Source organism: Bacillus sp. AFS029637, from assembly GCF_002584985.1.
Classification (GTDB): domain Bacteria; phylum Bacillota; class Bacilli; order Bacillales; family Bacillaceae_G; genus Bacillus_A.
On the sequence record NZ_NUPZ01000026.1, the window covers coordinates 22,253 to 34,758 of the forward strand.

At 34.2% G+C, this 12,506-nt stretch carries 13 protein-coding genes, 1 pseudogene and 1 riboswitch; of the genes and pseudogenes, 7 read left to right on the forward strand and 7 right to left on the reverse strand.

Going from position 1 to position 12,506, the window contains the following annotated elements; all coding sequences use genetic code 11:
• The first annotated feature begins 248 nt into the window (after positions 1-248).
• A riboswitch (Lysine riboswitch) is annotated at positions 249-441 on the forward strand.
• Positions 442-554: 113 nt separating this feature from the next.
• From COE49_RS14940 to COE49_RS14960, 5 genes and pseudogenes are all read left to right on the forward strand, one after another.
• Positions 555-2,021, forward strand: a complete 1,467-nt coding sequence (locus COE49_RS14940; protein WP_088229538.1) for an amino acid permease — start codon at positions 555-557, stop codon at positions 2,019-2,021.
• 114 nt (positions 2,022-2,135) lie between these two features.
• The gene (locus COE49_RS14945) at positions 2,136-2,441 is read left to right on the forward strand and encodes an iron-sulfur cluster biosynthesis family protein (RefSeq protein ID WP_140417274.1); all 306 of its coding nucleotides are present in this window, start codon (positions 2,136-2,138) and stop codon (positions 2,439-2,441) included.
• Between the two features lie 33 nt (positions 2,442-2,474).
• Positions 2,475-3,245 (forward strand): DNA alkylation repair protein, encoded by a 771-nt coding sequence (locus COE49_RS14950; protein WP_098252481.1) that lies wholly within the window; start codon positions 2,475-2,477, stop codon positions 3,243-3,245.
• A gap of 72 nt (positions 3,246-3,317) precedes the next feature.
• Positions 3,318-3,431, forward strand: a pseudogene (locus tag COE49_RS14955) (IS1595 family transposase); the annotation flags it as partial.
• A gap of 119 nt (positions 3,432-3,550) precedes the next feature.
• Positions 3,551-3,907: a hypothetical protein gene (locus tag COE49_RS14960; protein ID WP_098252548.1), complete on the forward strand. Its 357-nt coding sequence runs from the start codon at positions 3,551-3,553 to the stop codon at positions 3,905-3,907.
• A gap of 349 nt (positions 3,908-4,256) precedes the next feature.
• Here the strand turns inward: COE49_RS14960 and COE49_RS14965 are convergent, their stop codons facing one another.
• Both COE49_RS14965 and COE49_RS14970 read right to left on the reverse strand, forming a co-directional pair.
• Positions 4,257-5,240, reverse strand: a complete 984-nt coding sequence (locus COE49_RS14965; protein ID WP_088229541.1) for a hypothetical protein — start codon at positions 5,238-5,240, stop codon at positions 4,257-4,259.
• Positions 5,241-5,353: 113 nt separating this feature from the next.
• On the reverse strand, positions 5,354-5,635 hold the full coding sequence (locus tag COE49_RS14970; protein ID WP_088229542.1) for a hypothetical protein: 282 nt from the start codon (positions 5,633-5,635) through the stop codon (positions 5,354-5,356).
• Between the two features lie 297 nt (positions 5,636-5,932).
• Between COE49_RS14970 and COE49_RS14975 the strand changes: the two genes are divergently transcribed.
• Positions 5,933-6,694 (forward strand): class I SAM-dependent methyltransferase, encoded by a 762-nt coding sequence (locus tag COE49_RS14975; protein ID WP_098252482.1) that lies wholly within the window; start codon positions 5,933-5,935, stop codon positions 6,692-6,694.
• 90 nt (positions 6,695-6,784) lie between these two features.
• Here COE49_RS14975 and COE49_RS14980 read toward each other — a convergent pair whose 3' ends face one another.
• The 5 genes from COE49_RS14980 to COE49_RS15000 all read right to left on the reverse strand — a co-directional run bounded on the left by COE49_RS14980 (position 6,785) and on the right by COE49_RS15000 (position 11,587).
• On the reverse strand, positions 6,785-6,970 hold the full coding sequence (locus tag COE49_RS14980; protein ID WP_088229544.1) for an antitoxin VbhA family protein: 186 nt from the start codon (positions 6,968-6,970) through the stop codon (positions 6,785-6,787).
• Between the two features lie 31 nt (positions 6,971-7,001).
• Positions 7,002-8,129, reverse strand: a complete 1,128-nt coding sequence (locus tag COE49_RS14985) for a hypothetical protein (protein WP_088229545.1) — start codon at positions 8,127-8,129, stop codon at positions 7,002-7,004.
• Positions 8,130-8,197: 68 nt separating this feature from the next.
• Positions 8,198-8,728, reverse strand: a complete 531-nt coding sequence (locus COE49_RS14990) for an NUDIX hydrolase (protein ID WP_088229546.1) — start codon at positions 8,726-8,728, stop codon at positions 8,198-8,200.
• A 101-nt stretch (positions 8,729-8,829) separates the two neighbouring features.
• A complete protein-coding gene (lepB, locus tag COE49_RS14995; RefSeq protein ID WP_088229547.1) occupies positions 8,830-9,351 on the reverse strand; it encodes a signal peptidase I in 522 nt (173 codons plus the stop codon).
• Positions 9,352-9,433: 82 nt separating this feature from the next.
• A complete protein-coding gene (locus COE49_RS15000; protein ID WP_088229934.1) occupies positions 9,434-11,587 on the reverse strand; it encodes a peptidoglycan D,D-transpeptidase FtsI family protein in 2,154 nt (717 codons plus the stop codon).
• Positions 11,588-11,876: 289 nt separating this feature from the next.
• Here COE49_RS15000 and COE49_RS15005 point away from each other — a divergent pair, with 289 nt between their 5' ends.
• The gene (locus COE49_RS15005) at positions 11,877-12,458 is read left to right on the forward strand and encodes a hypothetical protein (RefSeq protein WP_088229548.1); all 582 of its coding nucleotides are present in this window, start codon (positions 11,877-11,879) and stop codon (positions 12,456-12,458) included.
• The last annotated feature ends 48 nt before the right edge of the window (positions 12,459-12,506 follow it).

The following is a 12,506-nucleotide window of genomic DNA, read 5'->3' on the forward strand; positions in this document are numbered from 1 at the left end:
ATATTTTCCGAATTTTCTTTTAATTTTAAAGGGTTTTTCATCATTTTTTGCGAAACATTTGTATAACAATTTCTTTCTTTATTTTTTTGTTACATAACAGTAGGTTCGGGTGGAGTTTTGCAAGCGTTTCCTAAACAATAACCGATATTTTTTGACTTTTCCTAACAAAATTCCTTGCAATATATTCAGAAAGTGATTACAATTGCGATATATTAAAAATCTTAGCAATATATAAATCCTCATCAGTCCGATGAGGTAGAGGTTGCGACTTTTAAAAGTAAAATGGACGAGACACAGAGAATGTCACCGACTCCGTTTGAAAGGAAAAGTTGCCGAAGTTTATATTTCTTCTCTGGAAATATGGGCTGGGGCTGTCTCCGAAAGGAACAGAACTGTCACGTTTACAAAATTACCGTGTAAACGTGGGGTGCTATCTTAACGGAAGGGTATGATGGGGTGGTTATTTGTGAAACGTTCCGCCAAATTCCTTTGGCGGTTTTTTGTACTTTTCTCCCCCCGCTCCTTCCTATCTTACAAGAAAAGGAGTGTTGAACATGAATAGCGCAACGAATCAAACTACCTCTAAAACGCAAACTACACAAGGAAAAGGTGAATTAAAACGTAGTTTAAAATCAAGACACCTTACGATGATTTCTCTCGGTGGTACAATTGGTACCGGACTATTTCTTGCCAGCGGTGGTGTTATCCATACAGCTGGACCTGGTGGTGCATTAGTTGCATACGCCGCAATTGGTATTATGGTTTATTTCTTAATGACAAGCTTAGCAGAACTCGCAGCATACATGCCTGTAACTGGATCTTTCAGCACGTATGCAACAAAATTTGTTGATCCATCACTTGGTTTCGCACTAGGATGGAACTATTGGTATAACTGGGCAATTACGATAGCGGCTGAACTCGCAGCTGTATCGTTAATTATGAAATTTTGGTTTCCAGATACACCTTCACTCGTTTGGAGTGGCCTTTGTTTAGCTATTATTTTCCTTTTAAACTACTTATCTGTTAAAGGGTTTGGTGAATCTGAATATTGGTTCGCACTTATTAAAGTAGTTACGATTATTATCTTTTTAATTGTCGGTTTTATGATGATTTTCGGCATTATGGGCGGCGAATCTGTTGGCTTTAAAAACTTCACTGTTGCAGATGCACCATTTAACGGCGGCATTATGGCAATTATCGGTGTATTTATGGCAGCTGGTTTCTCCTTCCAAGGTACTGAATTACTTGGGGTAGCTGCTGGTGAAACGTCTGATCCAGAACGCAATATTCCGAAAGCAATTCGTTCGATCTTTTGGCGTATTCTTTTATTCTATATCCTTGCGATTCTCGTTATCGGTTTATTAATTCCTTACACAACTGAAAGCCTTGCTGCAAGTGATGTTACAGTAAGTCCATTTACACTTATTTTTGAAAAAGCGGGCGTTGCCTTTGCTGCTTCTGTTATGAACGCTGTTATTTTAACTGCCGTACTATCTGCTGGTAACTCTGGTATGTATGCATCAACTCGTATGCTTTGGGATTTAGCTCGCCAAGGCAAAGCACCGAAGTTCTTAGGGAAATTGGATAGCCGCGGCGTACCTGTTAACGCATTAATCGTAACATCAATTGTTGGTAGTGTCGCTTTCATCGCTTCTTTATTCGGTGACGGCGTTGTATACATTTGGTTATTAAACGCATCTGGAATGTCTGGCTTTATCGCATGGGTTGGGATTGCAATTAGTCATTATCGTTTCCGTAAAGCATATATCGCACAAGGAAAAGATTTAAAAGACTTACCATATAGAGCAAAATGGTTCCCGTTCGGTCCAATCTTCGCATTTGCACTTTGTGTCATCGTCATTTTAGGACAAAACTATGGCGCATTTATGGGAGAATCTATCGATTGGAACGGTGTATTCGTTTCTTACATCGGTTTACCACTTTTCTTAGTACTATGGTTAGGATATAAATTTACGAAGAAAACAAAAGTGATTCCACTTGATAAATGTGAACTAAAATAAAAGTGCAACGAGCAAACAAATTTGTTTGCTCGTTTTTTATTGCAATGCTTCTCCCTTCCCTATTGCTCCTGTTTTTGCAATAATAAAGGAAATATACATAAAGGTTGGGATACTATGAACATTCGTATTACTGATGAAGCAAAAGCAGCTATACATAGATTAGAACGTGAAGATAAAAAGATCATTCGCATTAGAGGGACAATGACAAACTCTTGTAGCATTTTCGTTGATGTGGATTTAATTTGGGATACTTATCATGCCGATGATATTGTATATGAAGATGCTGATTTCATCGTACAAATGGATTCATTCACGAAAGACTATACTGGTGATACAGTGAAACTGGATTATAAGACGACAGGTTTTAGTATTACAACGCCTAGTGAAACTTTGGTTTATGGGTTGTCGATTAAAAAATAAAATTTGTTTTCAACTGACCACTGAGGTGAAAATATGGGTAAATATGTTCCGTTAAAATTTTTATTTAATGAAGAATTAGCAGAAAAAATGGCTGATTCTATTTGTAAACATGATCCTAATTTCTCTAAAAAAACCTTTGTAGCTTCCGTAACATGTAAAGTTGAAAATTTAGAATTAAAGCAACGTATTGAAGTAATCGCAGATGAATTACACAATGCATTACAAAAAGATTTTAGTGAAGCAATACATATATTACTGAAAACATTGGGACCAGAAAATACAACAGAAGTAGGCACATTTACAAACGGATATATGTACATGCCTATTGCAAAATACGTTGAAAAATATGGGCTTAACGATTTTCAATCCTCATTCGACGCCATGTATGAAATAACAAAACGGAATACTGCTGAATATGCCATCCGGCCTTTTCTTGAAACATACCATGAAGACACACTAAACATATTACAAAAGTGGATTCATGACGACAACAGCCACATTAGAAGATTACTTTCTGAAGGTACTAGACCAAGACTTCCTTGGGCTAAAAAAATGGGAGCTCTGAAAGGTGATTTTAAGAACAATTTAAAACTTCTTGAACCATTAATGAATGACCCTTCTAAATATGTTCAAAAATCTGTAGCCAATCATATTAATGATATTACGAAAGAAAATAAAGAGCTCGTTTTTCAATGGTTACAGCAATTACGCGATAACCAGCATCCAGTTAACCCTTGGATTATAAAACATGGGTTAAGAACGGTAATTAAAAATGGTACTTTACCAAAGGATTTTTCTTTTTGAGTATTTTACACAAAAACGCTTATGCTTCAAAAATGAAGTATAAGCGTTTTTGCTTTTTGAATAGGCTCTGTTAGTCACAGTAATGAAAGCACTAAGCAACATATTAAAGAATTTCTATTAACATCATTTATATTTGAAATGACTTACACATTTGACAGTTTGCGATTGTCAAAATTTAATGTGTAGTTCCGATTAAAACTTTGTAATCTGAATAGTTCGATAATAATTGATTAAAGAAAATAATATAAGATAAGATAATCTAATTATTAAATCTATACACAGAAAGGAGAATTACTTTGAAAATAATGAGAATTCTACTTCTATCAGCAATAGTCCTACACTCTTTCGTTTTAAGTGGTTGCCAAAGCTCAGATAAGCAAACAGGAACAAAAGCAGTACAAACAACAAAAGACGTGCGGGAAATTGCTTGGAATTCGCTTACTGACTCGGAACGAAAAGAAATTGTCGGTGATTGGAAAGACGCAAAAGTAAGTAAAGTAACAGCAGACACAAAGAGATTTAGTTTAATTGACCCTTCCTTCGATGGTAAAGAAGTGTCAATGGTTACGTTAAGTTCTAAAAAAAGTGCTTTGTTGGGCGACATTATCAAACTTGTTGATGAAAAAACACAAAAAGTTATCGGGAGAGTAATGAGAAAATAATACTATTTTAGCAACTCTCCACTTACACAATTATGAGGGACGAACTATACTAAAACTGTGCAATAAAGTGAAACTTTAATCAGTGGGGGTTTTCTTCATCCCCGACTGATTATTAGCCTTCACCAATCGGACTTTTATGGGCAGCCCGACCCCCACCTAAATTCTTTGCTTTCGCTGAATTTTGAGGTGGGGGTCTTACTGCCCATTAAAGCGGGATAAAATAGGAAACCCCTAAGTATATGTTGGGTTTCCTAAATTTTTTACAGATTATCAACATTAAAATTTAACAGCGCCTTTGAATAAAGAAATAACAAACGTAAAAAGTACTTTAAACTTCTTCTTTACACCATTATTTTACTAACTCTTCTACGGTATTACTTTTCTTAATTGCTTCTGATGATAGCCAGAGTGAATAACTTGTTCTATCCTTGTTCGTCAAAAATATGTCAAATTCCTTATTATGTAGTTCTTCTTTAAGAATAGTGACTACCTTTCTCAAATCCTCTATTACATAGGAATCATCTTTATATTTAATCTCACTGTCATTGAAAACTAAAGTCACTTTATACTCTGGACAATTGCCGTCTTTTGGGTGTGGACAAGTAATATCTTTAATTACGAAACGATCATTTTGGATTTCATTTAACCTTTCATCTACTTTTGTTTCAGTTTGAATCAAGTATGTCCAATAACTGCTTACAGTATTTTTCATTGCTAGAAGCAGTTCTTCTTTCGTTATAGCTTTTTGCACATTATTAAAAGGGAAGCCTATAGATTCACCATTATGATCCTCAATTTCAAGTTCTGTTATTTTTCTATTACTCTTCTGAATGAATTGGAATAGAGCATATAAACGATCTAATTCTGCTGATTCAAATTGACTGTAATCTATCTTGTCACTCGTTTTTAAAGTTAATAATAACTTATCAGTTGGTTTTCTCCCTATATTATCATCATCCAATATATATTGGAGAGCATTTTCATTTTCAGATTCCACGTAACCTAATTTTTTAATTTCTTCTAGCATTGGTTTGAATTTCTTATATTCCTCATATGTTTTTTTCCCGTATTCGTATTCATCGCCTGTTATTCTTGAATAGATGATGCCATTTACCTCTACTCTAAATTGAATATTTTTGTTATTTTTCGCTTGAACTGTATGATATGTATGCCCCATATTCCCTTCATGTATAGCGCCCCAATCTGTTACAACCACATCGATTCCGTGTTTTTTTTTCACATATTTTTTCACCTGATCTTCATCTTCATAATTACAACCACTTAAACATAAGAAACACAACACTAGCAACATTACATTTTTCATTCTTTTCATATAACCCCTTATCCCTCTTTCGTACAAACAAAACATTCCATATATAAACAATACTAAATTATAGAATGTTTTCAAAGAATTAAAAGGAACCTCTAAATTTAAGGTTCCCCACTTTAATAGATATTTTTTAACCACGTAATAATTCGTAGTATCTGAAACGACTCAAACCAAGTAATTAAAAACATCACAACGAAGAAAGAAATAAGTGATATGAATTTTAAGGTTCCATCTTCACGTTTAACAATCGCGATAAAACTTAGAACAATGCCGAATAAAAAAGAGATATACCCCAAAAGGACAATAGGCTCAGAATAGCCATCTATTATCCAATTTAATCCAAACAATAATAGTCCCAAAATCATCAAGGTTACCGATAACAAACTGAATTTTCTCATATTTTTACCTCCAATGTAATTTTACCATTTTATGGAGCAAATATAATTATTTTTTGTAGCATATGAATGAAAAATTACACGATACACTCAATCCATTTTTTCATTAAACAATTGCCCTCTCTTATAGCTTCAAAGGATTTTCACTCGATTATCCCGAATATATAAATAACCATTCTCACAAGGAGCAAACTTATATGAATCGATTCAAGCACGAAACGTAAAACCGCTTCTCATTAATAAGAGGTCCTCCCTTTTTTTCTCATCATATTATCCATTAAAAAATAGGAGGACAAAATTATGAAACGGGATCCATTATTTTTAACTTTATTAGAAAGTGCAAATACACATTTTAGCGGCTGGGATTTTTCTTTCATTTCAGAAACGGGCCGAATGAAGAGCGAGCCATTATCGTGGTCGTACGGTAGCACTGCTTTCCAGCTTTTGCAGCGTGCAGATTCTATGCTAGACATGGGCACTGGCGGCGGAGAGTTTTTATCTATGTTACAACCGTTCCCGCCAACTATTTATGCAACTGAGGGCTACGCTCCAAACGTGCCAATTGCTCAGAAGAAATTAGAGCCTTTAGGGGTTAAAGTTGTAGAGGTGAGCGATGATACTGCATTACCATTTCAAGATGGACAGTTTGATTTAATCTTAAATCAACATGAATCGTATGCTGCTACTGAAGTAAAAAGAATCCTTTCTCCAAATGGAACATTTCTTACACAACAAGTTGGCGGTCTTGATTGTGCTGAACTTAATAAGCAGTTTATCTCACCGCTAAATAGCGAATTTGCAAATTGTTCTCTTGAAACTGCATGTAATGAACTAAAGGAAAATGGATTTACTATTTTAGAAGAAAAAGAAGAGTTTCCTTTCCAACGCTTTTATGATATTGGCGCTATCGTCTATTACTTAAAAGCAATTCCGTGGCAAATTCCTGATTTTACTGTCGAGGGTTACTATGAGGAATTATATCGTATACATGAGATCATTTTGCAAATGGGATATTTTGATGTGAGGCAACATCGTTTTATCATTAAGGGGATTCGCAGCTAATCATGGAGTATATGAAAATGAAAAAGAGATGGATTTTCCATCTCTTTTTTCCTGTTTATGTAACAAAAGTTCGTGGTGGCTTCTAGATTGTTAAGTACGTTCACGCCTCGCAATCGCATCTGCTAATACAATAAATTGCTCATGCGTTATCTTGCCTGCTAACTTGTCTCTAATAATTTTTTCCATTTCTTTTGTAAGAGTCATGCCCTCTATTGCTAGACTTGCTTTAGCCTCTTCAATAGCTTCATTTAGTTCTTCCTCACTTTTGAATGTCATAATTTGAGTTATCCCCTTCACATCATTTTATTTACTCTTTTAATGCAAGAAAGGTAATATCATCCCACTTCTTATCTAATTGCAAAGTAGTCTTTTCAATGCTGGCTCCCGTTAATAAATCATATCCTTCAATTTCAGCTACAAGTTGCTTTGTTGTACTCTTCGAATTCATATCTTTGTATAGGATGTATATTTTATTCTCCTGTACTTGTATATCACATATTCCTTTATCCTCTCTAGCGATTTTTGTTTTTTTATCGCTTTGCAATGAATATGTACGTATAATGTTCAAGTCCTCATCTAACTCTTTCATTTTTTCATCCTGATCTAAAATATACACATTATTATCACTCACATGTACTAGAACAGGTATAAATTGCTTGTCATCTACTATCGTTTCTTTTTCTACTACTCTAGTTTTCGGGTTTATCATCATTAATTTTGCTGGTAACTTTTGATTTACATTATCACCTAATGCGAGTAATAATTTATCTTTATACTTTTGAAAAATTATTTTTTGAGCAGTTGATGCAAAATACACGTTTTCATTAGGAATTTCAAATTCATTTGTTTTTTTATTTGTAGCCAAATCTATTTCTGAAATATATACTTTGTCTAGTGTTTGTGAAAAGGCGTATATGTGATTCTCAATAATATGCGCTCCTTGAATCGTTCCCTTTAGTTCTACACTTTCTTGCCTTTTGTCACTATCTTTCCAGTATACAAGTTCACTTGTATATCCCTTCTTTTCGTCTACCAATCCAATATTCACATCATAATATACATATCCTTGCTCTGCATGGATGAAATATGCCCCTGCGTTTACATTTTGTAATTGTTTCGGTCTATTTATCTCTTGCACCTTACCTGTCTTATCAATTGCGTAATGAATGTTATTTCTACTTGATGAAAAGTAGTACCCCTTTTCATCTTTTGCATTACTCATCATACTTTGCCCATCTACTTCTATTTTACTAATCTCATTTCCTTTCTTATCGTATGCATACATGTAACCACCGTTTTTCATTGCATTTGAATAAGATACAAGATAATCTGCTCTTTGAATATCTTTCAGTTCTGTATCATTTTTAGAACAAGCTACAAAAAGAAACATCGTACATATGACGATTATTGCCAATGAATTAAATTTCTGAAACATATCATCACCCCGCGTATAGAATAAGAGCAATCGATACGAAAATACCGATTGCTCTTTAAAATATTTTATCAACTAGAGTATGAGGGTAGTTTTTTTACATATCGCTTGTTCGCATCATCTTCTGTCAAAAGCATCGTTGTGTGATTAATAATATTCCGGTTATCATATGTAAATATATGCTCTAATTTTTTATCTTCTGTTAATATGATTGGTAAGTATTTTGGTAAATTGCTAACTACACCTCTATTATCACAATTTAATATCCAATCGATTTCTTTCCATTCTAATAATCCTTCCGCCGTACTTAATGGCGTGTCCATATGTACTCCATCCGGCAGATCAGCAAGAAATACATACATTCCTTCACTACCCCGAGGCTCGTCCTTACTTTTAAAAACCACATTCCCTTTATAGGTTACACTTGGAAGATCTATGCCTGTTTCTTCAAGCGTTTCTCTAATTATTCCTTCATATGGCGTTTCATTATCTTCAATTTTCCCTCCAACACCATTCCACATTCCCATATTCGGCTTTTTATTTCTATTTAAGAGGAGTATGTTATCCCCTTGTCTAATGAAACAAATTGTGTACTTATACATGTGATCAGTTCCTTTCTATTCCTTAACCGTTAACTTCATTCCCATTATAAAAGCATCTAATTATTCATTGGTTGTTTTTTGAGGAACATAAAGATACTAAACTAGTCTATCATTTTCATTTTCGAAAAGGGATAATACACAAATTCTACTTTGCCAATTATGTTATCTTCTTCTATATACCCTAAACCATTTCGACTATCCCTACTAAGTTCACGATTATCTCCCATTACAAATAATTTATTTGGCGGGATTTTTGTCTTTTGAAAGTTATAAAACACTTGCGTATTGTTGAATAACTCTTTGTTTGTATATGGTTCTTCTTGCTTTTTATCATTTACATATACCGTTCCGTTCGTTATGTTAATGACATCACCAGGAAGCCCTATGACACGTTTCACATAATATTTCGATTCATCCTCTTCTTTTATAATGACAATTTCTCCGTGCTGTAAATTTGAAAAATGTACTGCTGCTTTATTTACAAATACGTAGTCTTCTTCATACAGAGTTGGCTGCATCGATTTTCCTTCTACCTTGCATAACGTAAATGAATTGTAGGCTATTACCATGACAAATATAAATAGTATGTACTTCCCCCAACCTCTCTTAATCTCCTCTTTCATATTCATTCCCACCTTATTCAAACGCTTTTCAACTCAAAAAATATATCACTGCACAATATGTGTCTGTGCAGTGATACTATTTTTACTGGGCTTTGTTCGGCTGTTCTACAGGGGGTGGATTTACACCCGATCTTTTCGCTTTCAATTCGAAATACGCATCTAAAATCTCTTTACCAATCGCAGAATTAATTCCTGATTTATCATCATTCACCCATGGTACAACAACTGAAAAAGCTACTTCCGGATCGGCATCATATGGTGCGTAACCGGCAAGAGTTAAATTATAACATTTTTTTCGGTTATAGTTTTCATCTCTTCCAATATCACTTTCCCCGCCATACACTGTCTCAGCTGTTCCTGTTTTGCCAGCTGGTTTATACGGTAATCCTTTAAACGTTGCAGTACCCGTTCCATCCGCTTCTTGGAATACTCTTCTAAATCCTTCTTTCACATGATTGATATAGGAAATGTCCATATCTACTCGATTTAATACCGTTGGTTCTATCGTCCGAATGACTTTCCCAACATCCTCTGGTCTATTTGGTTGTTCTCTTACTTCTTGTACAATTTGTGGTTTCATTCGGTAACCGCCATTCGCAATCGTTGAAATATATTGTGCGAGCTGAAGCGGTGTATATGTATCATATTGTCCAATCGCATAATCCAGTAAAAAACCAGGTATGTTATCCGTTCTACCTACTTGACCGATCGATTCATTCGGCAGGTCAATACCAGTTGGTACGCCTAGGCCAAATTGTCTAAAGTAATAGCGCATTGTATTAAATGTTTCTTGTTTAATATCTAACGGATTATTTGGTACATAATTAATACCTGCCATTTTTAAAGCTGTATTAAACATATAAACGTTTGATGAAACTTGCAACGCTCTTAAATCATCAATATCCCCAAAGTCTTTCCACGATTTCTTCGGCTTGGCACTTCCTTTAAAGTACATTGGTGCATCAAAGAAATGTGTATACGGCTTAATCGCTTCCGTTTGATATCCGGCTAATAACGTAGCCCCTTTCACAGTTGATCCTAACTCATACGAGCTTGTCATCGTCCCTAAAGCGAAATCTTCTATTTGCATCCCGCCGTCTTTATTTACAATTTTCTTTCCTGCCATTGATAAAATTTGACCGTTTTTCGGATTCATCATTACAACAAATGCGCGATCCATCATCGGTTCTGAAGAATGAAATGCTCTTAAATTTTTATCAAGACTCTCCTCCACTTTCTTTTGTAACTCCATATCCACTGTTAACATTAAATTATGCCCACTTTTTCCTTGTGTCACTTTCTCAGTCCGAACAATATTTCCGGTTTTATCTGTAATATTTTTCGTCTGTTCTTTCGTACCATGCAGTGCATCCTCGTATTGTTTTTCAATATAACTCTTACCAATACGATCATTTCGGTTATAATCTCGTACTAAATAGTAGTCTAATTGCTCCCTTGGTAACCCTTCATTTTCACTAGAAACACTACCAAGGACCGAACGGAGTATTTTATCATTTGGATATTCACGTTCCCAATCCACCGTCGTATCTACTCCTGGCAAGCTTGCCAATCTTTCACTTACGACTGCATATTCATTTAGACTCACATCTTTTTTCACAATTTGCGGCGTCATTTTATACCCTGCATTCATTTTACTTTTAATTGCTAACACTTCTATATCATCTTTTGAAAGTTCATTTAATTCTTCTTGTGTAATTCTTTCTCGGCGTAATTCTTCTACTTTTTTATCTAATTCTTTTCCTTCTACTTCCTGCTTCCTAAAGTTACTTTCATCTTCTTTCGTAACTTTTTCCGTAGCACGCTTTTCATTTAACTGCATCCAAAAATCTTTCTTATCAGTCTCCGTTAACTTATCCATATCCTCTTGCGGCATTTCAATTAGCTTTGCTAAATCCCTTGCTACTTGTAAAACCTCTTTCGAGTCTACTCCTTTCATTTTCGTATATGTAACAGTTCGTAACGGTTTATTATTTACAATCACTTGACCTTCCCGATCATACATCTTCCCTCTAGGAACAGGCGTGCTCACCGTCACATCTTCCTTTTTGTTCACTTCATTTCTATACGTTTCTCCATCAATGATTTGTACTTTACCTAATTGAATTATAATAGCTGAAAATAAAAGAAAGACGATAAAAAATAGTACATTTAACCGAAATGGAATATGAGTCTTTTTCTTTTTCGGCTGTTTCTGCTTCTCCTTTTTCTGCCTCATTTCGCTCCCTCGCTTCATTCTATTAACTTCTACGCTTAAATGATTATGTATCAAATTTATTTATATGATATATATAGAATTTTATATTAATTACAAAAGAAAGAAAAGATTTAATTTTCAGTTTTTTAATTTATCATCCTATTTATTACCATTCCCTTAATAAGCAATAACATGAATGGTATTCAAAAAGAAAGAGAGTATAAAACCGGTTTTTTATACCATTCGTTTACATTTCTTTGTATACTAAAGAAATAAATCAATAAAAGACATTACGAAGGAGCAAATGAAAATGCCTGATTCGTTTACAATACATACTAATACGTCGCATTGTTTAAACTTTATGATTTATATTCAAAATATTTATCTCAATCAAAAAGAGAACAAAGGGAATTTACGGTTCCCTTACATAGCAAGAAAATTAAATTTTTCTAATGATTTTGAAGCAAATTTCAAAGAATTATGGCATACACTCCATAAACAAATTGCTAACGACAGATATGATTTACAAATTTTCCATGAGGAGAATCATATGTTTTATGAAAAGCTTTTTGACACCCGTGTATGTAATGAAGAATCATTCAAAGAATTAATATGTAGTTTTAAAGTATGGTGGACTAGCATAGCAGGTCAGCTTTCATTAGAACATTCTGTAAGTGAGTATAGTGAGCAACTTTATAATGACTTAGTTTTATATCTTAAGCAAAATCAAATAGAACCTTTACACCAGCTACATATTAGCTTACTTTATGACGATTGTGTATTCGCTAAAGATAATATTTCTTCTTACGCTGCTATTTTACCTACCAAACACTTTTTTATAAATTATAGAGATGTGGTTACTACATTATCGACATGTTTTCATGTGGTTTAAAACAGCGATTACTCAAATAAAAAACTGAGGTGGCCTCTATACACCTCA